At 68.0% G+C, this 22,122-nt stretch carries 20 protein-coding genes; 14 read left to right on the forward strand and 6 right to left on the reverse strand.

Features of this window, described 5'->3' with window-relative positions:
• The first annotated feature begins 44 nt into the window (after positions 1-44).
• Together ACW172_RS07855 and exaC are read left to right on the forward strand one after the other, a co-directional pair.
• The gene (locus ACW172_RS07855) at positions 45-1,025 is read left to right on the forward strand and encodes a GAF domain-containing protein (protein WP_492034622.1); all 981 of its coding nucleotides are present in this window, start codon (positions 45-47) and stop codon (positions 1,023-1,025) included.
• Positions 1,026-1,161: 136 nt separating this feature from the next.
• Positions 1,162-2,679 carry an acetaldehyde dehydrogenase ExaC gene (gene exaC / locus ACW172_RS07860; protein WP_492034623.1) on the forward strand — a complete coding sequence of 506 codons (1,518 nt, stop codon included), beginning with the start codon at positions 1,162-1,164 and terminating at the stop codon, positions 2,677-2,679.
• A gap of 116 nt (positions 2,680-2,795) precedes the next feature.
• Here exaC and ACW172_RS07865 read toward each other — a convergent pair whose 3' ends face one another.
• Positions 2,796-3,692 (reverse strand): LysR family transcriptional regulator, encoded by an 897-nt coding sequence (locus ACW172_RS07865; RefSeq protein WP_492034624.1) that lies wholly within the window; start codon positions 3,690-3,692, stop codon positions 2,796-2,798.
• A gap of 133 nt (positions 3,693-3,825) precedes the next feature.
• On the opposite strand from ACW172_RS07865, the gene ACW172_RS07870 reads away from it, so the two are divergent.
• From ACW172_RS07870 to ACW172_RS07915, 10 genes are all read left to right on the forward strand, one after another.
• Positions 3,826-4,890, forward strand: coding sequence for an NAD(P)-dependent alcohol dehydrogenase (locus ACW172_RS07870; protein ID WP_492034625.1), 1,065 nt, complete (start codon positions 3,826-3,828; stop codon positions 4,888-4,890).
• Positions 4,891-4,940: 50 nt separating this feature from the next.
• The gene (locus tag ACW172_RS07875) at positions 4,941-5,348 is read left to right on the forward strand and encodes a (R)-mandelonitrile lyase (RefSeq protein WP_492034626.1); all 408 of its coding nucleotides are present in this window, start codon (positions 4,941-4,943) and stop codon (positions 5,346-5,348) included.
• Complete coding sequence (locus tag ACW172_RS07880) at positions 5,345-6,175, forward strand: SDR family oxidoreductase (protein WP_492034627.1); 831 nt, start codon at positions 5,345-5,347, stop codon at positions 6,173-6,175. The genes ACW172_RS07875 and ACW172_RS07880 overlap by 4 nt, the downstream gene beginning before the upstream one ends.
• Positions 6,176-6,201: 26 nt before the next feature.
• Positions 6,202-7,200, forward strand: coding sequence for an aldo/keto reductase (locus tag ACW172_RS07885; protein WP_492034628.1), 999 nt, complete (start codon positions 6,202-6,204; stop codon positions 7,198-7,200).
• A 14-nt stretch (positions 7,201-7,214) separates the two neighbouring features.
• Positions 7,215-8,210, forward strand: coding sequence for an aldo/keto reductase (locus ACW172_RS07890; RefSeq protein WP_492034629.1), 996 nt, complete (start codon positions 7,215-7,217; stop codon positions 8,208-8,210).
• 49 nt (positions 8,211-8,259) lie between these two features.
• Positions 8,260-8,667 (forward strand): GFA family protein, encoded by a 408-nt coding sequence (locus ACW172_RS07895; protein ID WP_492034630.1) that lies wholly within the window; start codon positions 8,260-8,262, stop codon positions 8,665-8,667.
• Positions 8,664-9,137 (forward strand): hypothetical protein, encoded by a 474-nt coding sequence (locus tag ACW172_RS07900; protein WP_492034631.1) that lies wholly within the window; start codon positions 8,664-8,666, stop codon positions 9,135-9,137. The genes ACW172_RS07895 and ACW172_RS07900 overlap by 4 nt, the downstream gene beginning before the upstream one ends.
• A gap of 103 nt (positions 9,138-9,240) precedes the next feature.
• Positions 9,241-11,409, forward strand: a complete 2,169-nt coding sequence (locus ACW172_RS07905) for a TonB-dependent receptor (RefSeq protein ID WP_492034632.1) — start codon at positions 9,241-9,243, stop codon at positions 11,407-11,409.
• Complete coding sequence (locus ACW172_RS07910) at positions 11,319-12,506, forward strand: PepSY-associated TM helix domain-containing protein (RefSeq protein ID WP_492034633.1); 1,188 nt, start codon at positions 11,319-11,321, stop codon at positions 12,504-12,506. Before ACW172_RS07905 ends, ACW172_RS07910 begins: the two co-directional genes overlap by 91 nt.
• Positions 12,503-12,685, forward strand: coding sequence for a hypothetical protein (locus ACW172_RS07915; protein ID WP_492034634.1), 183 nt, complete (start codon positions 12,503-12,505; stop codon positions 12,683-12,685). Before ACW172_RS07910 ends, ACW172_RS07915 begins: the two co-directional genes overlap by 4 nt.
• A 3-nt stretch (positions 12,686-12,688) precedes the next feature.
• On the opposite strand, the gene ACW172_RS07920 is transcribed toward ACW172_RS07915, so the two are convergent.
• Both ACW172_RS07920 and ACW172_RS07925 read right to left on the reverse strand, forming a co-directional pair.
• On the reverse strand, positions 12,689-13,015 hold the full coding sequence (locus tag ACW172_RS07920) for a hypothetical protein (RefSeq protein ID WP_492034635.1): 327 nt from the start codon (positions 13,013-13,015) through the stop codon (positions 12,689-12,691).
• Between the two features lie 106 nt (positions 13,016-13,121).
• Complete coding sequence (locus ACW172_RS07925) at positions 13,122-15,521, reverse strand: ATP-binding protein (protein WP_492034636.1); 2,400 nt, start codon at positions 15,519-15,521, stop codon at positions 13,122-13,124.
• Between the two features lie 201 nt (positions 15,522-15,722).
• Here ACW172_RS07925 and ku point away from each other — a divergent pair, with 201 nt between their 5' ends.
• Entirely contained in the window at positions 15,723-16,580 is an 858-nt protein-coding gene (ku, locus tag ACW172_RS07930; protein ID WP_492034637.1) for a non-homologous end joining protein Ku, read from the forward strand.
• A 6-nt stretch (positions 16,581-16,586) separates the two neighbouring features.
• Here ku and ligD read toward each other — a convergent pair whose 3' ends face one another.
• The 3 genes from ligD to groES all read right to left on the reverse strand — a co-directional run bounded on the left by ligD (position 16,587) and on the right by groES (position 21,397).
• Positions 16,587-19,136 (reverse strand): DNA ligase D, encoded by a 2,550-nt coding sequence (gene ligD, locus ACW172_RS07935; RefSeq protein ID WP_492034638.1) that lies wholly within the window; start codon positions 19,134-19,136, stop codon positions 16,587-16,589.
• A gap of 272 nt (positions 19,137-19,408) precedes the next feature.
• Entirely contained in the window at positions 19,409-21,055 is a 1,647-nt protein-coding gene (groL, locus tag ACW172_RS07940) for a chaperonin GroEL (protein WP_492034639.1), read from the reverse strand.
• Between the two features lie 54 nt (positions 21,056-21,109).
• Positions 21,110-21,397 (reverse strand): co-chaperone GroES, encoded by a 288-nt coding sequence (gene groES / locus ACW172_RS07945; RefSeq protein ID WP_492034640.1) that lies wholly within the window; start codon positions 21,395-21,397, stop codon positions 21,110-21,112.
• A gap of 251 nt (positions 21,398-21,648) precedes the next feature.
• On the opposite strand from groES, the gene ACW172_RS07950 reads away from it, so the two are divergent.
• Positions 21,649-22,083 (forward strand): DUF2141 domain-containing protein, encoded by a 435-nt coding sequence (locus ACW172_RS07950; protein WP_492034641.1) that lies wholly within the window; start codon positions 21,649-21,651, stop codon positions 22,081-22,083.
• Positions 22,084-22,122 lie beyond the last annotated feature (39 nt).

Here is a 22,122-nt window from a genome sequence, read left to right on the forward strand (position 1 = left end):
ACAGCGAAGGTCCTTCGAAAGGGGCCTCGGCGGGAGTGAGAACCATGGGCCAGAGGTCCGACGCCCTGACCGACGCCGCCACCCATCCGGATCGGGTGCGGTCGGTGCTGGATGATGCAGCGGGGCCGGCGCGTTCGGCCCTGGCGGCGTCTTGGCGGCGCTCGATCACCCTCTATGGCCTCGATCCCGAGGACGGGCGGCCGCCCGAGGTGCTGACGGCGCAGGAGCTGGCGGCGGCGCGGCAGGAGATCGAGCCCTTGATGCGGGCGGCGCAGTCGACGCTGGACCGGCTGTTCCAGGCCGTCGGCGACACGGGCTGCTGCGTCCTGCTGACCAATCGGGACGGGGTGCCCGTCGATCGGCGTGGCGCCGTCGCCGACGACGACCAGTTCCGCCGCTGGGGCCTGTGGTCGGGCGCGGTCTGGTCCGAGGCGACCGAGGGGGCCAACGGCATCGGGACGTGTCTGGCCGAGAGCCGGGCCCTGACCATCCATCGCGACCAGCATTTCCATACGCGCAACATCGGCCTCAGCTGCACCGCAGCGCCGATCTACGACCATCAGGGGCGGCTGGCGGCGGCGCTGGACGTGTCCTCGGCCCGGGCCGACCTGACCGAGGGCTTCGTCGGCCTGATCGCGGCGGCGGTGGGCGACGCCGCGCGCGCCATCGAAGCCGCCCACTTCCGTGAAGCCTTCGCCCAGACCCGCATCGTCCTGCCGCCCGGCGGGGAAAGGCACGGGGCCGCCCTCCTGGCGGTGGATCGCCACGATCTGGTCGTCGGGGCGACGCGGTCGGCGCGGCAGATGCTGGACATCACCGACGCCCGCATCGCCGGACAGCTGCCGGCCTCGGACGTGCTGTCGGTCGGCGGCAGCGGCGAGGAACTGGTCGAGGCCGAACGCGGCGCGGTTCGACGGGCCTTGGCGCGGGCCGACGGGAATGTCTCGGCGGCTGCGAGGGCTCTGGGCGTCAGCCGCGCGACCCTGCACAGGAAGCTGAACCGGCTGGGTCTGGCGGGGCACTGAACCTGTCGCACGCATGCGACAGGTGTGCGGCGCAGCATGAACTCGCCGTCTGGCGCGGCCCGCATCGCGGGCGCTTCTCTGGTCTCCAACGACGACGCCAAAACCGGCGCGCCATGGAAACAGACGGAGACCGATCATGACCAAGCCCGAATTCATCCGCGCCGCGACGCCGAAGTTCAAACCCCGCTATGAGAATTTCATCGGCGGCGAATGGGTGGCGCCGGTCGCCGGCCGCTATTTCGAGAACCTGTCGCCGGTGAACGGCCGGGTGCTGTGCGAGGTGGCGCGGTCCGACGCCGCCGACGTCGAACTGGCGCTGGACGCCGCCCACAAGGCGAAGGCCGCCTGGGGCAAGACCTCGGTGACCGAGCGGGCGGTGATGCTCAACAGGATCGCCGACCGGATCGAGGCGAACCTGCAGGCCATCGCCGAGGCCGAGACCTGGGACAACGGCAAGCCGGTGCGCGAGACCATGGCCGCGGACATCCCGCTGGCCATCGACCATTTCCGCTATTTCGCCGGCTGCATCCGGGCCCAGGAAGGCGGCATCTCGGAGATCGATCACGACACCGTCGCCTATCATTTCCATGAGCCGCTGGGCGTGGTCGGGCAGATCATTCCGTGGAACTTCCCGATCCTGATGGCGGCGTGGAAGCTGGCGCCCGCTCTGGCGGCGGGCAACTGCATCGTGCTCAAGCCCGCCGAACAGACCCCGGCCTCGATCCTGATGGTCATGGAGCTGATCCAGGACCTGATTCCGGCGGGAGTCCTGAACATCGTCTCGGGCACCGGCGTGGAGGTCGGCAAGCCGCTGGCCACCAATCCGCGCATCGCCAAGATCGCCTTCACCGGCTCCACCGCCGTCGGCCAGCAGATCATGCAATACGCCACCGAGAACCTGATCCCGGTGACACTGGAGCTGGGCGGCAAGTCGCCGAACATCTTCTTCAAGGACGTGATGGATCACGACGATGCCTTCCTCGACAAGGCGCTGGAGGGTTTCGCCATGTTCGCGCTGAACCAAGGTGAGGTCTGCACCTGCCCCAGCCGCGCCCTGATCCACGAGGACATCTTCGACGCCTTCATGGAGAAGGCCATCAAGCGGGTGGAATCCATCGTGCGCGGCGACCCGCTGGACCCGAACACCATGGTCGGCGCCCAGGCGTCGCAGGCCCAGCTCGACAAGATCCTGTCCTACCTGGCCATCGGCAAGGCGGAGGGCGCCGAGGTCCTGACCGGCGGCGATCAGGCCGAGCTGAAGGGCGATCTGAACGGCGGCTATTACGTCGAGCCGACCATCTTCAAGGGCACCAACAACATGCGGGTGTTCCAGGAGGAGATCTTCGGCCCGGTCCTGTCGGTGACAACCTTCAAGACGCTGGAAGAGGCCATCGAAATCGCCAACGACACGGTCTACGGCCTCGGCGCCGGTGTCTGGTCGCGCGACATGAACACCGCCTATCGCGCCGGCCGGGCCATCGAGGCGGGCCGCGTCTGGACCAACTGCTACCACCAGTACCCCGCCCATGCGGCCTTCGGCGGCTACAAGAAGTCCGGCATCGGGCGTGAGAACCACCGGATGATGCTGGACCACTATCAGCAGACCAAGAACCTGCTGGTCAGCTACAGCCCCGACAAGCTCGGCTTCTTCTGAGGCGCCGACCCGCGCCCCGGATTTGACCAGAGGTCGATCCGGGCATTTCCACTCCCCCGAGCGTCCCGACCCGGACGAGACTGCGGCGGTCTCTCGTAAGAGGGGCCGCCGTTCTTTTACCGGCTGCGGTAGCGGAGGGCGTCGACGAGGAGGGCGAAAGCGGGGGTCGGCTGGCGGCGGCTGGGGTAGTAGAGGTGGTACCCCGAGAACGGCGGGGTCCAGTCGTCGAGGACGGTGGTCAGGCGGCCTTCGGCGATCAGGGGCGCGACCTCGTCGTGCATCATGACGGCCAGACCCATGCCGGCGAGGACGGCGCTCCGGACCAGGGCCATGCTGTTGAAGATCAGCCGGCCGGCGACGCGGATATTGGCGGCCTGACCGTCCTTCTCGAACTCCCAGGCATAGAGGCCGCCCAGGGTTGGCAGGCGGTAGTTGATACAGGCGTGGTCGGCGAGGTCGTGCGGGGTCTGCGGGGCGCCGTGGCGGGCCAGATAGTCGGGCGAGGCGATGACGACCATGCGCAGGTCAGGCCCAATGGGAACGGCGATCATATCCTTGCCCAGCCGTTCGCCCAGACGGATGCCGGCGTCGAAGCGGCCCTCGACCAGATCGGCCAGGCTGTCGTCGACCGAGATCTCGACCTTGATGTCGGGATAGGCGGGCAGGAGGCGCTCGAGCACCGGCCACAGCACCTTGCGCGCCGCATGTTCGCCGGCGGTGATGCGGATGGTCCCGGCCGGGCGGTCGCGCAGGTCGCCCAGCGCCGCGACCCGCTGTTCGATATCGTCGAAGGCCGGACGCAGGGTCTCCAGCAGCCGTTCGCCGGCCTCGGTCGGGGCGACGTTGCGCGTGGTGCGGACCAGCAGGCGCAGGCCCAGACGCGTCTCCAGCCGCCGCACCGTATGGCTGACCGCCGACTGGGAGGTGCCCAGTTTGGCCGCCGCCCGGGTGAAGCTGCGTTCCTCCGCCACGACCATGAAGGTCGAGAGGTCGCCCAGCTCATCGCGCTTCATTCATGAATCCTCGACATGGGTGCATGCCGATATCTGCGCCTAATCGAAGGGCCGAACCAGTCCTAGATTGCCCCTACCGAAATCAGAGAGGGACCGTCCGGACGGCGCCCTCTTCGCCTGCTGGAGCGCCCCCATGAAGACCATCGGTTACGCCGCCCATTCGACCACCGCGGAACTTGAGCCCTGGACCTTCGAACGGCGCGAGCTGCGCGCCAACGACGTGCAGATGGAGATCCTCTACTGCGGCGTCTGCCACTCGGACCTGCACCAGTCGCGCAACGACTGGGGCTGGTCGTCCTATCCGGTGGTGCCGGGTCACGAGATCGTCGGCGTCGTCACCGCCGTCGGCCCCGAGGTCAAGAAATACAAGGAAGGCGACCGCGTCGCCGTCGGCTGTATGGTCGACAGCTGCCAGCACTGCGACCAGTGCCACAAGGGCGAGGAGCAGCTCTGCCGCCACGGCAACACCCAGACCTATAACGGCCGCGACCGGATCACGGGCGACCCGACCTACGGCGGCTATTCCAAGCATCTGGTGGTGCGCGAGGAGTTCGTGCTGTCGGTCCCGGAGAGCCTCGACATCGCCCGGGCCGCGCCGTTGCTCTGCGCCGGCATCACGACCTGGTCGCCGCTCAAGACCTGGGGCGTCAAGGAAGGGACCCGCGTCGGGGTCGTCGGTCTGGGCGGTCTGGGCCATATGGCGGTCAAGCTGGCCGCCGGTCTCGGAGCCCATGTCGTGGTCCTGAGCCGCAGCGCCGACAAGGAGGCCGATGCGAAGGAGCTGGGCGCCCACGAGCTTCTGGTGTCCTCGGACAAGGCGGCGATGAAGGCGGCGGCCAACAGCCTCGACCTGATCATCGACACCGTGCCGGTGGAGCATGAGCTGAACCCCTATCTGCCGCTGCTGGACGTGGACGGCACCATCGTCCTGGTCGGCCAGCTGGGTCCGATCCCGAACATGTCGAGCCTGCCCCTGCTGATGGGCCGCCGCCGCGTCTCGGGATCGCCCATCGGCGGCATCCGCGAAACCCAGGAGATGCTCGACTTCTGCGGCGAGAAGGGAATCCTGCCCGACGTCGAGATGATCCGCATGGACGAGATCAACCACGCCTTCGAGCGGATGGAGAAGTCCGACGTCCGCTACCGCTTCGTTATCGACATGGCGTCGCTGGAAGCCCCGGCCACAGAAGCCGCGTGATGGGGGCGGCGTTCCTCGCCGCCCTTCTCATCTTCATTCAGGAGCCCGCAATGACCGTTCAGCGCAACGGAACGAACCCGGCTGCCTTCGGCCCGGCGGAATACTTCACCGGCCGCGTCCGCATCGAGAACGGGTTCAAGGCGCCGGCGCCGGGCAATGTTCAGGGCGCGCTGGTCATCTTCGAGCCCGGCGCCCGGTCCAACTGGCACACCCATCCGCTGGGCCAGACCTTGATCGTGGCCTCGGGCGTGGGCTGGCACCAGTGCGAGGGCGGGCCGGTGGAGGAAATCCGCGCCGGCGACGTGGTCCAGTGCGGCGCCAACCACCGCCACTGGCACGGCGCCAGCGCCACCGTCGGCATGAGCCACTGGGCCGTTCAGGAAGCGCTCGACGGCAAGGTGGTGGAGTGGATGGAGGCGGTGACCGACGAACAATATCTCGCGGGACCCGCCCGATGACCGACGTCGTCGTTCTCATCGGCGCCGGCCAGATCGGTCAGGCCATCGCCCGCCGCGTCGGGACCGGCAAACATGTGCTGCTGGCGGACAACCGGATCGAAAACGCCCGGGCCGCCGCCGAGGTGTTCGCCAACGCCGGCTATGTCGCGTCGACCGCGACCGTCGATGTCTCGGACCGCGCCTCGGTCGAGGCCCTGGTCCGAACGGCGACCGATACTGGCGCGGTCACGGGCCTGATCCACGCCGCGGGCGTCTCGCCCAGCCAGGCGCCGCCCGAGGTGATCCTGAAAGTCGATCTCTATGGGACCGCCCTGGTGCTCGACCTGTTCGGCGCGGTCATCGCGGCCGGCGGCTCGGGCGTGGTCATCGCCTCCCAGTCGGGGCATCGCCTGCCGCCCCTGTCCGTCGAACAGAACAAGGCGCTGGCCACGACGCCGGTCGAGGACCTGCAGGGGCTCGATTTCCTGTCGCCCGACCAGGTCACCGATCCGTTGAACGCCTATCAGCTGTCCAAGCGCGGCAATGCGCTGCGGGTCGCGGCCGAGGCCGTGCGGTGGGGACGGCGCGGCGCCCGCATCAACTGCATCAGCCCGGGCATCGTCATGACCCCGCTGGCTCGCGATGAACTGAACGGCCCGCGCGGCGAGGGCTATCGCCGCATGATCGAGGGCTCGCCCGCCCGTCGCGCCGGGACGCCCGACGAGATCGCCGGACTGGCCGCCCTGCTGATGGGAGCCGACGGCGCCTTCATCACCGGCTCCGATTTTCTCATGGACGGCGGGGTCACCGCCGCCTGGTGGTACGGCGACCTCGCCCCAACCGCATAGACGGGCCGCATAGAAGGATAGACGCCATGAAAACCCGAATTCTCGGTTCTTCCGGCCTTGAGGTCTCGGCCCTCGGCCTCGGCTGCATGGGCCTCAGCGCCGCCTATGGGCCGGCGACGGAGACGACGGAGGCGGTCACGCTGATCCGCGACGCCTTCGATCTGGGGGTGACCCTGTTCGACACGGCCGAGGCCTATGGCCCGTTCGTCAATGAGACGGTGGTGGGCGAGGCGCTCGAACCGATCCGCGACAGGGTGGTGATCGCGACCAAGTTCGGCTTCGACATCGATCAGGCGACCGGCGAACGCCGGGGTGGGACGAACAGCCGGCCCGAGCATATCGTGGCGGTGGTCGAGGCCATGCTGAAGCGGCTCAGGACCGACCGGATCGACCTTTTGTATCAGCACCGTGTCGATCCGGCCGTGCCGATGGAAGACGTGGCCGGCGCCGTGAAGGGGCTGATAGAAGCGGGCAAGGTGCTGCATTTCGGCCTGTCGGAGGCGAGCCTCGACTCGATCCGTCGCGCCCATGCGGTGCAGCCGGTGACGGCGCTGCAGAACGAATATTCCCTGTGGACGCGGGACGTGGAGGCCAACGGGGTGCTCGACCTGTGCGAGGAGCTGGGCATCGGCTTCGTGCCGTTCAGTCCTCTGGGGGCCGGCTTCCTGACCGGGAAGATCGATGCGCAGACGGCCTTCGCGCCGGGGGACTTCCGCTCGATCTCGCCGCGCTTCACCGCCGAGGCCCGGGCCGCGAATACGGCCATGGTCGAACTTCTGACCCGGACGGCGGAAGCCCATGGCGCCACGCCCGCCCAGATCGCCCTCAGCTGGCTGCTGGCCAGGAAGCCATGGATCGTGCCCATTCCGGGGACGACCAAGCTGCACCGGCTGAAGGAAAACCTCGGGGCGGCGGAGATCGAACTGACGCCCGAAGACCTGACCGCCATCGCCGCCGCGGCCGCGCAAATCGACATCCAGGGCGCCCGCCTGCCCGAGGCCGTTCTGGCCATGACCAACCGTTGATCGGAGCTTCCCCCATGACGACCCTCCCCACACGCCAACTCGGAAATCTCGAGGTTTCGGCCCTCGGCCTCGGCTGTATGGGGCTAAGTTTCGGCTATGGCGCCGTGACGGAGACGAAGGAGGCGGTCGCCCTGATCCGGGCCGCGGTCGAGAAGGGGGTGACCTTCTTCGACACGGCGGAGGTCTATGGGCCGTTCGTCAATGAGACCGTGGTCGGCGAGGCCCTCAAGCCGTTCCGCGATCAGGTCATCATCGCGACCAAGTTCGGCTTCGCCCTCGATCCCGAGACGGGGCCGCTCGGCGGGCTCAACAGCCGGCCCGACCATATCCGCAAGGCTGTCGAAGGCTCGCTGTCGCGGCTGGGCGTCGAGATGATCGACCTTCTGTACCAGCACCGCGTCGATCCGGAGGTCCCGATCGAGGATGTGGCGGGCGCCGTCCGCGACCTGATCGCCGAGGGCAAGGTCAAGGCGTTCGGCCTGTCCGAAGCCGGGGTCAGCACCATCCGTCGCGCCCACGCCGTCCAGCCGGTCGCGGCCCTGCAGAGCGAGTATTCCCTGTGGTGGCGCGAGCCCGAGGCGGAGATCCTGCCGACGCTGGCGGAGCTGGGCATCGGCTTCGTGCCCTTCAGCCCTCTGGGCAAGGGCTTCCTGACCGGGGCGATCAAGGCCGACGAGACGTTCGACAAGACCGATTTCCGTAGCAGCCTGCCCCGGTTCCAGCCCGAAAATCGCGACGCCAACCAGGCCCTGCTCGAACTCGTCGAGGCCTTCGCCAGACAGAGGGGCGCGACCCCGGCCCAGATCGCCCTGGCCTGGCTGCTGGCCCAGGGGCCATCGATCGTGCCGATCCCGGGCACGACCAAGCTGCACCGGCTGGAGGAAAATCTCGGCGGCGCGACCGTCGAGCTGACGGCGGAAGACGTAGAGGCCCTGAACACCGCCTCGGCGACGCTGCAGGTGACCGGCGACCGCTATGCGCCGGCCCAGCAGAAGATGATCGACCGTTGATTCCAGTCTGAGGGGAGGCGGTTCGGGAAAGGCGTCCTATATCGACGGCATGACCAGCCGAACCGCCTCCTGCGACTGCGGACAGCTCAGCATCACCGTCGAGGGCGAGCCTCGCGGGGTGGGGGTGTGTCACTGTCTGTCCTGCCAGCGACGGACGGGCAGCGTCTTCGCCACACTGGCCGGGTTTCGCGGCTCCTGGTCGATGAGCGGACGGGCCACCGAATATGTGCGGACGGGGGATCAGGGGGCGAGGTTCCGCTTCCGCTTCTGCCCCGTCTGCGGCTCCAACGTCTTCCATACGGAGGAGGGGTTCGAGGACCGGTCGGTGAGCATCTCCGTCGGGGCCTTCGCCGACCCGACCTTCCCGCCGCCGTCGGACAGCGTCTACGACAGCCGGCGCCATCCGTGGGTGTCCCTGCCCGAGACGGTGCAGGTCTGGGACAAGGATCCCGAATGAACCCGGGGGCACGCTTTGTGGCCTGGCTGAAATACTGGTTCTGGCCGCACAAGCCGGTTCCGGTCGAGCCCGATTGGTCTGCCATCAACACCTATACGGACCTGTGTCGTGCCGCCTGGGACTGCGGCTGGCTCAGTTCAGACGCTGTGCTGGCCGGGCCGTTCCAGCGCTATCTTGAGCTCTGCATGGATGGGGACGACAATCCGCGCGGCCGGGCGCGGATCATGGAGTTCGCCCGGGGGCTGGTGATCTCTCATGCCCGGGGACTGGACCCCGTCGCGGGGTGGGACGGGGAAGACGATCGGAACCGTCCCCTGAGTCCCGCCGGCGAGGCCTTCGTCGCCCGCGCCCGGACCCGGGTCGCGGACTGGTTCGCCGGCCGCTCCGACACTGAATACATGCTCGAAGTCATGGACGGGACGGGGAACCACAACCATCGGGCGCCGAAAGCCCCCGCTTCCGCGGGCTGAATACGGCCTGCGACGCCGTGGCGGCCTTGAAGGACGGGCACAGCTCAGCTATTGCGACACATTCTCAGATTTGACCCTCCCCGTTCTTCAGAAAGTCGCTTCCATGTTCCGTTCCATCCTCCTCGCCTCCTGCTGTGCGTTCGCGGTCTCCGGCCCCGCCCTGGCCCAGACCGCCCAGACCCAGGATACGACGGATCTGGAGGAGGTCATCATCACCGGTTCGCAGGTCACCCTGACCTCGCCCTATGCCGGGGGCCAGGTGGCGCGCGGCGGACGGGTCGGCCTGTTCGGGTCGCTGGGCGTGATGGACACCCCCTTCGCCACCACCGCCTATACGGAAGAGCTGTCGCGGAACCAGCAGAGCCGCAGCGTCGGCGACGTGCTGCAGAACGACCCGGCCGTGCGGGTGTCCAAGGGCTTCGGGAATTTCCAGGAGCTGTACGTCATCCGCGGCTTCCCGGTCTATTCGGACGACATGACCTATAACGGTCTCTACGGCATCCTGCCGCGCCAGTTCGTGGCGTCGGAGTTCCTGGAGCGGGTCGAGGTCTTCCACGGCGCGACGGCCTTCCTGAACGGTGCGGCGCCGGGCGGGTCGGGCGTCGGCGGCGCCTTCAACCTGACGCCCAAGCGGGCTGGCAACGAGCCCCTGACGCGGGTGACGGCGGGCGTCGAGGGCGGCGGCGAACTCTATCTGGCCGGCGATGTCGCCCGCCGCTTCGGCGCCGACAATGAATACGGCGCCCGTCTGAACCTGGTCCGCCGCGACGGCGAGAGCACGGTGGACGGCGAGGACCGCCAGCTGACCGCCATCGGCCTGGGTCTGGACCGCCGCGGCGACCGCGCCCGCTTCTCAGCCGACATCGGTTATCAGGACCACCACATCGACGCTCCGCGTCCGACCGTGACGCCGTCCGGCGCCGTTCCGGCCGCGCCCTCGGCCGACGTCAACTACGCCCAGCCCTGGACCTATACGGACGAGAAGCAGGTCTTCGGCGTGGCCCGTGGCGAGTTCGACCTGACCGACAGTGTCACCGCCTGGGCGGCCTTCGGCGGCCGTCAGGGCAAGGAGGCCAATGTCCTGGCCAACCCCAATGTCGACGCCAGCGGCAATCTGACCGCCTACCGTTTCGACAATACGCGTGAGGACACCGTCTGGTCCGGTGACGTCGGCCTGCGCGCCGAGCTGACCACCGGCTCCGTCGGGCACCGGATCGTGGCCTCGGCCTCGCAGGTGCAGTCGAAGTCGAGGAACGCCTATGCCTTCTCCAGCTTCGCGGGCTTCTCCGCCGGGACCCTGTCCAACCCGGTCGCCGTGGCCCAGCCGGCGGCTGACTTCTTCGTCGGCGGCGACCCGTCGAACCCGCATGTGACCGAGCGCGTCGACAACTCCAGCCTGGCCATCGCCGACATGCTGTCCTTCCTGGACGGCAGACTGCTGGTCACGGCGGGCGTGCGCTACCAGAAGATCGAGACCAAGACCTACGACTACAACACCGGCGCGGGCCTCTCGTCCTATGACGGCGACGTGACCACCCCGGCCTTCGCCGTGGTGTGGAAGCCGGTCGACCGCGTGTCGCTCTACGCCAACTACGCCGAGGCCCTGATCCCCGGAAGGATCGCCCCCGCCGTGGTCAACGGCGCGGAGGTCCTCAACAAGGGCGAGGTGCTGGATCCGTTCGTCGGCGAACAGTTCGAGGTCGGCGCCAAATATGACGCCGGGACCTTCGGCGGTTCGATCAGCCTGTTCCGCACCACCCTGCAGACCGAGCTCTTCACACAGACCAGCGTGGCGCCGGCGCCGGCGGCGGGGATCTATTCCTCGGGTGGCGAACAGCAGAACCAGGGTGTCGAGCTCAGCGTCTTCGGTGAGCCGGTCGAGGGCCTGCGCCTTCTGGGCGGCCTGACCTGGCTGGACGCCGAGGTCGAGGGCGGCGCCCGTCCGATCGGGGTTCCGGACTTCCAGGGCAACGTCAATGTCGAGTGGGATGTGCCCCAGGTCACCGGCCTGACGCTGGAAGGCCGCGCCGTCTATACCGGCGAGCAGGAGGTCAATGCGGCCAACACCGTCCAGCTGGACAGCTGGACCCGTTTCGACGCCGGCGTCCGTTATGAGATGAGCGTCGCCGACCAGCCGGTCACCCTGCGCGCCCGGGTCGAAAACCTGGCCGACAAGGATCAGTGGGTCGCCGTCGGCGGCTATCCGGGCGCCAACTATCTGACGCTGGGCGCGCCGCGCACCCTGCGGGTCTCGATCTCGACGGACTTCTGAGGCGGATGAAACCCGGCACGATCCGCGCCTGGTCCTGGGTTCACAAATGGTCGAGCCTGGTCTCGACCGCCTTTCTGCTGATGCTGTGTCTGACCGGCCTGCCGCTGGTCTTTACGCATGAGCTGAACCATCTGTTGCTCGACCAGAGCTGGCAGGCGGCTGAACCGAACGCGCCGAAGAAGAGCCTCGACGAGGTTCTGGCTGTGGCCTTGGCGCGGGAGCCGGGCGACGTGCCCGCCTTCATGAGCTTCGACGAGGACCGGCCGGTGGTGAACGTCACCAGCCGCCCGGAAGGCGGCCCGGCGACCGCCTTCCACTTCCAGCCGATCGACCAGACGACCGGCGATCCCGCTCCGCCGGTCGCGGGCCATCCGCTGCTGGAGTTCCTGCTGCAGCTTCATACGGACATGTTTCTGGGTCTGTCCGGGATGCTGTTCCTGGGGGTCATGGGTCTGTTGCTGATCGCGGCCGTCGTTTCGGGGGTGGTTCTCTACGCCCCCTTCATGCGCAGGCTGCCGTTCGGGACGCTGAGGCTGGAGAAGGCGGCGCGGACGCGATGGCTGGACTGGCACAATCTTCTGGGCATCGTCACCGTGGCCTGGGTGACGGTGGTCGGGCTGACAGGGGTGGTGAACACCCTGGCCACGCCCATCCTGACGGTCTGGAAGAACACGGCGCTGAAGGAACTGACGGCGGAATATGCAGCGCCCGTCGCGACCGGCGAGCGGGCCTCGCTGGATCAGGCGGTGGCGCGGGCGAAGCAGGCCCTGCCGGGCAAGACGCTGCAGTTCGTGGCCTTTCCCGGCACCGACTATTCGACGGATCACCACTATGCGGTCTTCTTCCACGGCGACACGCCGCTGACCGCCCATCTGACGACGCCGGCCCTGATCGATGTGCGGACCGGGGAGCTGGCGGCCGTGGCTCCGACGCCCTGGTATGTGAAGGCGCTGAGCCTGTCGCAGCCGCTGCATTTCGGCGACTACGGCGGACTGGGGCTGAAGATCGTCTGGGGCCTGCTGGACCTCGCGACGATCGTCATCCTCGGGTCCGGCCTCTATCTGTGGCTGGCGAAGAAGAGGGGGCGCAAGGCGTGAAGCGCGGCAAGGATCTGAGCCTCCGGGCCGTGTTCGGCGTCCCGCTGATCCTCGGCGTTCTGGCCCTCATCGGGCTGGTGGGGGCGCTGCTGGAGAACGGCCCGTGGGACGGGCTGGGCGCGGCCCTGCTGGCGACCTCGGCGGCCGCCGTTGTCTGGGCCAGATTCAGGCGGCGCTGACCCTCAGTGCGCTGCGGTCGCCGACCGGGGCACGGAGAAGATGATCACGCCCTCGAACTCGCCGACGCGGCGGCCGACGGAGGTGACGCGCGGATCGCGCACGGACTCGCGTGGGCAGGCCAGAAGGTCGGCGCTGTCGTCGAACAGTTCCGTGGTCTTGTAGGTCTCGCCCAACAGCCAGCACGGCCCGCCCGGCTGCGGATAGCCGCGCTCGACCAACTTCAGACGATCGGAGAGGTCGCGGATCGGAGCCGGCGGGGTCGTCGCCGAGGCGCAGGCGGACAGCAGGGCGGCGAGGCCGAGGGTTCCGATGGCGATCAGGCGGCGCATTGCGGGTCTCCGACAGACAGTGAAGCTACGGTCCCACCCTGCCGGACCTGAGGTTGTTCGTCGAGTGACAATGCCGAGACGGGGGGCGGACAAAACGCCCCGAACCTCAGCCCGCCAGGGCCTCGGGCTCCTCAGGCGACAGCCACAGGGACAGGGCCGCGATCAGGGCCGGGATCTGGATCGGTTTGGCCAGATGGTCGTCCATCCCGGCTTCGCGGCAACGCTCGACCTGATCGGACTGGACGTTGGCGGTCAGGGCGAGGATGGGGGTGCGGTCGCCGGCTCCCGCCTGCATGCGGCGAATCTCGCGCGTCGCGGTCAGGCCGTCCATGACCGGCATGTGGACGTCCATCAGGACGAGATCATAGGCGCCGGTCTGCATCGCCTGCACGGCCTCGGCGCCGTCGCAAACCGCGTCGACCGTCAGGCCCAGACCGCCGAGGATGGCCGTGACCAGTTCGCGGTTGGCCGGGGCGTCGTCGGCGACGAGGATGCGGCCGGTCAGGGCGTCACTCGCCTCTCCAGCGGCCGTCTCGACAGCGGCCCCGGCGCTCGCGGCCAGATCGACCTCGAACCAGAAGGTCGAGCCCTTGCCCGGCTCGCTGTCGACGCCCAGTTCGCCGCCCATGCAGCCGATCAGGCGCCGCGAGATAGCCAGGCCCAGGCCCGTGCCGCCATAGACGCGGGTGGTCGAGGCATCGGCCTGGCTGAAGCGGTCGAAGACCTGGGCCAGCTTCTCCGCCGGAATGCCGATGCCGGTGTCGGTCACCGCCACGCGCAGGCGCAAGGCCCCGTCAGTCGAATGCGCGCCGCCCATCGTCAGGGTGACGCCGCCCTTCGCCGTGAACTTGGCCGCGTTGGACAGGAAGTTGAGCACCACCTGACGCAGCCGGCCCTCGTCGCCGGTCAGGCTGTCGGGAAGGTCGGGGTCGATGCGGACGTCCAGCGTCAGCCCCTTGAGGCGGCACTGGGTCTCGACGATGGCGGCGGCGCCTTCGGCGAGGATCCTGGGACTGAAGGGGCGGGGCTCCATCTCGATGGCGCCGGCCTCCAGCTTGGAATAGTCGAGGATGTCGTTGATCACGGCCAGCAGGGCGTCGCTGGCCGTGGCGATCCGGTCGACATAGCCGCGCTCGGTCGCGCCCAGGGCCTCGCTCTGCTGCAACAGGGTGGAGAAGCCGACGACGCTGGTCAGGGGCGTGCGGAGCTCATGGCTCATATTGGCCAGGAATTCGGACTTGGCGGCGGCGGCGGCCTCGGCGCGGTCGCGGGCCTCGATGACCTCGGCCTCCAGCGCCTTGCGGTCGTCGATGCCGCGGATGACGATGACGGCTTCGGGCACGCCGCGGTCGCTGACCACGGCCTTGAAGGTGCATTCGACCCAGACGATGGAGCCGTCGCGGTGCAGGGCCCGGTGCTCGAGCCGCGTCGACTTGCCGGTGGCGACGGATTCCAGCACGGCGGCGGTGACGGCGGGCAGGTCGTCGGGGTGGACGTATTCGGAAGCGTGGCCGCTCATCTCCTCCAGCGTCCAGCCCAGCAGGGTCTTGATGGCCGGGGAGATGTATTTGCTGGTGCCGTCCAGCCGGACGCGGGTGATGACGTCGTCGACGTTCTCGGCCAGCAGGCGATAGCGGCTTTCGTTGCGGCGCGCGGTTTCCAGCAGCTCATGCTGTTCGGTGACGTCCTGAAACACGCCGAACAGGGCCGAGACCTTGCCCAGCTCGTCGCGCTCGGTCCCGGCCTGGGTCAGGACGTGGCGCAGGCAGCCGTCGGCGCGGATCAGCTTCAGTTGCGCCTCATAGCCCTCGCCGGTCAGGATGGAGTTCTCGATCATCCCGGTCAGGGTCGCGACCGCGTCGGGGTGGTAGAAGCCGACGGCGCCGGCCAGATTCGGATCGAAGTCCTCGCGCGTGACGCCGTGAATGCGGAAGACCTCGTCGGACCACTGGACCATGCCGGTGGGGACATCGAGCCGCCAATGGCCGACGCCCGACATCTGCTCGACCAGTCTCAGGGTCTTGAGCCGCTCCTCGCCGCGCCGGGCCTGTTCGAGCCCGGCGATGATCTCTTCGGCCAGACCCGCCAGACGACGCAGGCGGGCGACGCCGGCCTCGCCGAAGCCGGTGCGGGGCTCGGTGTCCATGATGCCGAAGGCGCCGGCGGGCTTGCCGTCCGGCCCCTTGATCGTCACCCCGGCGTAGAAGCGCAGACCGAGGTCGCCATGGACCAGCGGGTGTCCCGCGACCCGCGGATCGGTCAGCCCGTCCTCGATGACGATGACGCCGTCCGGACCCATGTCGACCAGACGTCCGCCGACGCTGCCCACGCGAGGAATGCGTTTGGCGCAGAGGTCGGCGCTGGCCCGCAGGATGGTCTCGTCGTCCATGACGATCGACACCACGGCGGCCGGGACGTCGAACAGGTCGCAGGCGAGCTCGGTCAGCTTCTGGAAGGGGCCGCCATGGCCCTCAAGGGCTTCGACACTCCGGGCGAGATAGGGCAAGCGACACTCTCCGACACTGACCCAGAATGGCGCTGATCTGCGAATTATTCGTTACGTTTCAATGGGGCGAAGGGCTCGGCGGGGCGATCAACCGGGAGTGGGCGTCCCGGCGTCGGGCCTGCCCGCGCGCCAGGCTCCCCACACTGGCAACGCTTGTGCGTCTGCGACGTTCGACTCCGCGTTCGGAAACGGGAGACGACCATGGCGACGCGACCGACCTGGCACGGTCATCTGAAGCTGTCGCTCGTGACCTGTCCGGTGGGGCTCTACACCGCGACCGTGTCGAACGCCCACGTCAGCTTCAACCTGATCAATCCGGAGACGAACAACCGCATCCGCATGGTCCCGACCGATCCGGACACCGGCCCGGTCGAGCGCGCCGATCTGGTCAAGGGCTATGAGGTGTCGAAGGACGAATATGTCCTGTTCGACGACGCCGACTTCGACAAGGTGAAGCTGGAGACGACGCACACGATCTCGATCGACAGCTTTGTCGACGAGGCCGACATCGACCGGCTCTACTGGGACGATCCCTTCTTCGTCGTGCCCGAGAAGGGCGTCGGGGCCGAGGCCTTCGCCGTGATCCGCGACGCCATGAAGGAAGCGGGCAAGGTCGCCATCGGCAGCCTCGTTCTTCGCGGCCGCGAGCGCCAGCTGGCGCTGGAGGTGCGGGGCAAGGGACTGGTCGCCTGGTCCCTTCGCGCCCACGACGAGGTCCGCGACGCCGACGACTATTTCGACGACATCCCCTCGGTGAAGGCCGACAAGGACATGGTCGAGATCGCCACCCGGATCATCGCCCAGAAGGCGGCCGACTTCGATCCGATGACCTTCAAGGACCGCTATGACGATGCGCTCCGCGACATGATCAAGGCCAAGCAGAAGGGCGGCAAGGGCCTGGTCGAGGTCGAGCAGCCGGACGACACCAATGTCGTGGACCTGATGGCGGCGCTCAGGAACAGTCTGAAGGGCTCGGCGGCGGGCAAGGCGCCAGTGAAGAAGACGGCGGCGAAAAAGTCTCCCGTGAAAAAGACGGCGGCGAAGAAGAAGGCGGCGTGAGCGGAATCACGGGATCCCCATCTTTTTCAGCGCGGGTTTCAGACTGACTGCACCGGCACGGAAGTCCGTCCACGGATCGGCCTTCTTCAGCAGGGCCGGCGCCGCGCGAATATTGAACGCCTTGGGGTCCAGCCCCGATTTCACCTGCCCCCAGCTGAGGGGGAAGGCGATGCCGGCGCCGGGGCGGGCGCGGGGCGACCAGGGGGCCACCGCCGTCGCCATCCGGCCGTTGCGCAGATAGTCGAGGAAGATCTTCCCGCCCCGCGCCTTCTTGGCGAGGGTGGTGGTGAAGCGGTCGGGGGCGTCGAGGCGGATGGCTTCGGACACCGCCCTGGCGAAGGCCTTGTTCTGATCCCAGCTGATCTCCGACCGGGCGTCGGTTTTGATCGGGACGACGACGTGCAGCCCCTTGCCGCCGGTCGTCTTGACGAAGGGGTTGAGCCCCAGCGTTTCGAGTTTCGCCTTCACCACCTTTGAGGCCGAGATCACATCGGCGAAGTCGAGGCCGACGTCCGGATCGAGGTCGAAGGTGATCTGTTCCGGCGTCTCCGGAGCGCCGGGTGCGCAGCCCCAGGGGTGCAGCTCCAGCCCGCCCGACTGGCCGATGGCGACCAGACCCCCGACGTCGACGACGGCGACATAGGGTTTGCGCTCATGCACATCGATCAGCTTCAGCCGGGGGTTGGAGCCGGGCATGGCGTGGCGCTGGAAGAACTGCTCGCCGCCGATCCCCTCCGGCGCCCGGATGATCGAGGTCGGCCGGTCGGCGACATGGGGCAGCAGCCGCTCGGCGACGGTCTCGTAATAGGCGACGAGGTCGGCCTTGGTGATGGCGGCCTCGCCGTCATGGGCGGGCCAGAGGACCTTGTCGGGATGGGAGATGGTGATCCCGGCGACGACGAGCTTGCCGGGTTTTGAGGCCGCCGCGACCTTCACCGGGGCCTGGGGTTTGGCGTCGACCTCGGGCGCGGTCTTGTCGTCGCGCAGGCCCTTGAAGGCGGCCTGCCGCAGGGAGCCGCTATCGGTATAGCCGCCGTGTTCGATCTCGGCGACGAGCACGGGCTTCACCCAGTGGATCGTCTCGCCGCCAGTCTTCCTCGGCGCCGGCCCGGCGAACGGACTGCGGTCCGCGGCCGCCGCCTTCAGCGCCGGCAGCAGGGTCTTCAGCAACGGCTCGCCATAGCCCGTCCCGACCCGCCCGAGCGGCCTGAGCCCCGCCTTGTCGTGCACCCCGACGATCAGCGACCGGAACCGCTCGCCCGCCGAGGCGCCGTCCGAAGTCCAGCCGCCGATGACCACCTCGTCGCGTCCCCGGCACTTCGACTTGACCCAGCTGGCCGAGCGCCCGGCGTGATAGGGGGCGTCCAGCCGCTTGGAGATCACCCCTTCCAGATCCATCCGGCAGGCGCTCTCCAGCACCGCCTTGCCGCTGGAGGCGAAGTGATCGACGTAGCGGATCCGCTTCGCCGCCGCCCTGGGGATCCGGTCCAGATAGGCCTGCAGCCGCGCCTTGCGATGCGACAGCGGCAGCGTCCGCAGATCCTCCGCCCCCTCGAACAGCAGGTCGAAGGCGAAATAGATCAGCCCGCCCGTCTCCCCGTCCGCGATCGCCGCCTGCAGCGCCGAAAAGTCGGGGCTCGCGTCCTCCGTCAGGGCGCACAGCTCCCCGTCGATCACCGCATCGGGCCACTTCGCCGCGTCGGCCGCCAGCTCCGGAAACCGGTCGGTCCAGTCCAGCCCCTTGCGTGTCCGGATCGTCGCCCGCCCGCCGCCGGTCGCGACCTGCAGCCGATAGCCGTCGAACTTGATCTCATGCGCCCAGCCGGCGGCCGAGGGCGGATAGTCGGCGATCTTGCACAGCTGGATCGGCACGAAGGCGTGGGGCTTCCTGGCCGTCGACGCCTGGGCCTTCGACGCCTTCGGCTTCGGCGGCGCCTTGCGCCCGGTCGGTTTCGAGGACGTCCACTGCTTCCGCCCCTCGGCGATCTCGGCCATCGTCCGGCCCGTCGTGACCGAGGCGTCGATCTCCATATTGGCGTCGCCCTCGCCGTCGACGGCGTATTCGTCCTTCTCCTTGATCAGCAACCAGTTGTTGCGTTTGGACGGCTTGCCGCGATCGGACTTCAGCCGGATCAGGGCCCACTTCCCCTTCAGCCGCTCCCCGTCGAGCAGCATCTTGACCTGCCCCTTCTGGAAGGCGGCTTCGACGTCCTCCTCCTGCGGCGTCCAGGTCCCGGCGTCCCACATCTGCACCGTGCCCGCGCCATAGTTGCCGCTGGGAATGGTCCCCTCGAACGACCCGTAGTCGAGCGGATGGTCCTCGACCTCGACGGCGAGGCGTTTGACGTGCGGATCCCGCGACGGCGCCTTGGTCACCGCCCAGGACTTGAGCACCCCGTCCGCCTCGATGCGGAAATCATAGTGCAGCCGCGTCGCGGCATGGCGCTGGATGAGGTAGCGGCCGCCGGTCGTGCCCGACTTCGCCTGCTTCCCCTTCGGCTCCGGCGTCTCCCCGAAATTCCGCTTCGCCTGATAGGTCTTCAGCTCGCCCAGCATGATCGTCTCCGCGTCGGGATGGCAACGCTTTGCAACCCATCACGATCCCCTTGAGATCCTCCCCCGGCGGGGGAGGGGGACCGCGAAGCGGTGGAGGGGGCTCACAGCGCACACCGCATCTGGATCGAGCCCCCTCCGTCTCCTCGCAAGGGCTCGGAGCCACCTCCCCCGATGGGGGAGGATCGAATGAGAAGCAAAAAGGGCGGGCCCTTGCGGACCCGCCCTTCTGTTCGTTCAGTCCCGGCTCAAGGCCGGGATGACAACCGGACTTCCTAGAAGTCCATGCCGCCCATGCCGCCCATGCCGCCGCCCATGTCGGGGGCGCCGGCCGAGGCCTTCTTGGGGGCGTCGGCCACGGCGGCTTCCGTCGTGATCAGGATGCCGGCCACGGAGGCGGCGTCCTGCAGGGCGGTGCGGACCACCTTGGCGGGGTCGATGACGCCCATGGCGACCAGGTCGCCGTACTCTTCCGTCTGGGCGTTAAAGCCGAAGGTGGCGCTGTCGTTTTCCAGCACCTTGCCGACCACGATCGAACCTTCGACGCCGGCGTTTTCCGAGATCTGACGGATCGGAGCCTGCAGGGCGCGACGGATGATCGCGATGCCGGCCGTCTGGTCGGCGTTGTCGCCGGTGACGCCCGTCAGGATCTTGGAGGCCTTCAGCAGGGCGATGCCGCCGCCGGGAACGATGCCTTCGTCAGCCGCGGCGCGTGTGGCGTTGAGGGCGTCGTCGACGCGGTCCTTCTTTTCCTTCACCTCGACTTCGGTCGAACCGCCGACGCGGAGAACCGCGACGCCGCCGGCCAGCTTGGCCAGACGTTCCTGCAGCTTTTCCTTGTCGTAGTCCGAGGTCGTGGCTTCGATCTGGGCCTTGATCTGGGCGACGCGGGCTTCGATGTCGGCCTTTTCACCCACGCCTTCGACGACGGTGGTGTCGTCCTTGGTGATGGTGACCTTCTTGGCGCGGCCCAGCATGTCGAGGGTGACGTTCTCGAGCTTGATGCCCAGGTCTTCCGAGATGACCTGGCCGCCGGTCAGGACGGCGATGTCTTCCAGCATGGCCTTGCGGCGGTCGCCGAAGCCCGGAGCCTTGACGGCGGCGACGCGGAGACCGCCCCGCAGCTTGTTGACCACCAGGGTGGCCAGGGCCTCGCCCTCGATGTCCTCGGCGATGATCAGCAGCGGGCGACCCGACTGGACCACGGCTTCCAGGATGGGGAGCATGGCCTGCAGCGACGACAGCTTCTTCTCGAACAGCAGGATGAGCGGCTCTTCGAGTTGAACCTCCATCTTGTCGGCGTTGGTGATGAAGTAGGGCGACAGGTAGCCGCGGTCGAACTGCATGCCCTCGACGATGTCGACGGTGGTTTCGGCGGTCTTGGCTTCCTCGACGGTGATGACGCCGTCGTTGCCGACCTTGGCCATGGCTTCGGCGATCAGGGTGCCGACTTCAACGTCGCCGTTGGCCGAGATGGTGCCGACCTGGGCGATTTCCGAGTTGTTGGAGACCGGCTTGGAGTTCGACTTGATCTCTTCGAGGACGGCGGTGACCGCCTTGTCGATGCCGCGCTTCAGATCCATCGGGTTCATGCCGGCGGCGACGGCCTTGAGGCCTTCCTGCACGATGGCCTGGGCCAGGACGGTGGCGGTGGTGGTGCCGTCGCCCGCCTTGTCGTTCGTCTTCGACGCGACTTCGCGGATCATCTGGGCGCCCATGTTCTCGAAGGCGTCTTCCAGCTCGATTTCCTTGGCGACCGAAACGCCGTCCTTGGTCGAGCGCGGGGCGCCGAAGGACTTCTGGATCACGACGTTGCGGCCCTTGGGACCCAGGGTCACCTTGACGGCGTTGGCGAGGACGTTGACGCCGCGCAGCATCTTGTCGCGCGCGTCGGTGTTGAACTGTACGATCTTGGCAGCCATTGAGGCAGCTCCTTATCTATTGTTTTCGAAGAAGAAGGTCGTCGACGCGGGTGCTTACGACAGCACGCCCAGGACGTCGGATTCCTTCATGATGATCAGGTCTTCGCCTTCCAGCTTGACCTCGGTGCCCGACCACTTGCCGAACAGGATGCGGTCGCCGGCCTTCAGCTCGAGCGCGTTGACCTTGCCGGTTTCGTCGCGAACGCCGGGGCCGACGGAGACGACTTCGCCTTCCTGCGGCTTTTCCTTGGCGGTGTCGGGGATGATGATCCCGCCCTTGGTCTTGGATTCTTCTTCCACGCGCTTGACCAGCACGCGATCGCCGAGAGGACGAAACGCCATCTGCATATTCTCCGGAGTGAGACTCTGTTGTTTCCTCGGTAGCGACCCCCGGACCGGCGTTTTGGCAGCCGGCGCCTGAGAGTGCTAACGCGCCGTGCAAGTAGGGGGGCTGGGGGACAGGGTCAAGGCACGGTTCGATGACGGCGTGTGGAAAGAGCCGATGCGTGAGGGGTACTTGACGTAATGTACTTTGCATCATAAAGAACATTGCAGACGGCGATGGTCGCCGCCGACATTCGGAACGAACGACAATGAAAGCTTCCCTGATCGCTATCGCCGCTGCCGCGGCGGCCACCCTCGCCGCCGGCTCGGCCCTGGCCGGGGACGTCACCGTGACCCTGACCGGCGTCCAGGCGCGTGGCGGCGACCTGCTGGTCGGCCTGCAGACGCAAGGCCAGTTCCTGCAGCACGCCGGGTCCTATGGCGAAATCCTCGCCAACCCGACGGCGGGAACCAAGACCATCGTCCTGCATGACGTGGCGCCCGGCGACTATTCGATCACCGCCCTGCACGACGCCGACGGCGACCGGACGATGAAGCTGGTCAATGGCCGTCCGGGCGAGGGCTGGGGCATGCTGCACGGCGAGACCCTGCGCGCCGCCCCGACCTTCGATCAGGTCAAGTTCACGGTTCCCGCTTCGGGCGACGTCAACCTGACGGTGGCGATGGACTACCCGGCCAACTGATCGGGGCCCCGATCAGCAAGGACCCGGCGGTGGCTCCGT

This window comes from Brevundimonas sp. ALps5 (assembly GCF_058681645.1).

Coding starts and splice junctions, on each gene's coding strand:
- ACW172_RS07865 (WP_492034624.1), bottom strand. CDS start 3,692: ATGAAGCGCGATGAGCTGGGCGACCTCTCGACCTTCATGGTCGTGGCG.
- ACW172_RS07870 (WP_492034625.1), top strand. CDS start 3,826: ATGAAGACCATCGGTTACGCCGCCCATTCGACCACCGCGGAACTTGAG.
- ACW172_RS07890 (WP_492034629.1), top strand. CDS start 7,215: ATGACGACCCTCCCCACACGCCAACTCGGAAATCTCGAGGTTTCGGCC.
- ACW172_RS07950 (WP_492034641.1), top strand. CDS start 21,649: ATGAAAGCTTCCCTGATCGCTATCGCCGCTGCCGCGGCGGCCACCCTC.
- groL (WP_492034639.1), bottom strand. CDS start 21,055: ATGGCTGCCAAGATCGTACAGTTCAACACCGACGCGCGCGACAAGATG.
- ACW172_RS07905 (WP_492034632.1), top strand. CDS start 9,241: ATGTTCCGTTCCATCCTCCTCGCCTCCTGCTGTGCGTTCGCGGTCTCC.
- exaC (WP_492034623.1), top strand. CDS start 1,162: ATGACCAAGCCCGAATTCATCCGCGCCGCGACGCCGAAGTTCAAACCC.
- ACW172_RS07895 (WP_492034630.1), top strand. CDS start 8,260: ATGACCAGCCGAACCGCCTCCTGCGACTGCGGACAGCTCAGCATCACC.
- ACW172_RS07875 (WP_492034626.1), top strand. CDS start 4,941: ATGACCGTTCAGCGCAACGGAACGAACCCGGCTGCCTTCGGCCCGGCG.
- ACW172_RS07920 (WP_492034635.1), bottom strand. CDS start 13,015: ATGCGCCGCCTGATCGCCATCGGAACCCTCGGCCTCGCCGCCCTGCTG.
- ligD (WP_492034638.1), bottom strand. CDS start 19,136: ATGCTGGGCGAGCTGAAGACCTATCAGGCGAAGCGGAATTTCGGGGAG.
- ACW172_RS07855 (WP_492034622.1), top strand. CDS start 45: ATGGGCCAGAGGTCCGACGCCCTGACCGACGCCGCCACCCATCCGGAT.
- ACW172_RS07880 (WP_492034627.1), top strand. CDS start 5,345: ATGACCGACGTCGTCGTTCTCATCGGCGCCGGCCAGATCGGTCAGGCC.
- ACW172_RS07900 (WP_492034631.1), top strand. CDS start 8,664: ATGAACCCGGGGGCACGCTTTGTGGCCTGGCTGAAATACTGGTTCTGG.
- ku (WP_492034637.1), top strand. CDS start 15,723: ATGGCGACGCGACCGACCTGGCACGGTCATCTGAAGCTGTCGCTCGTG.
- groES (WP_492034640.1), bottom strand. CDS start 21,397: ATGGCGTTTCGTCCTCTCGGCGATCGCGTGCTGGTCAAGCGCGTGGAA.
- ACW172_RS07885 (WP_492034628.1), top strand. CDS start 6,202: ATGAAAACCCGAATTCTCGGTTCTTCCGGCCTTGAGGTCTCGGCCCTC.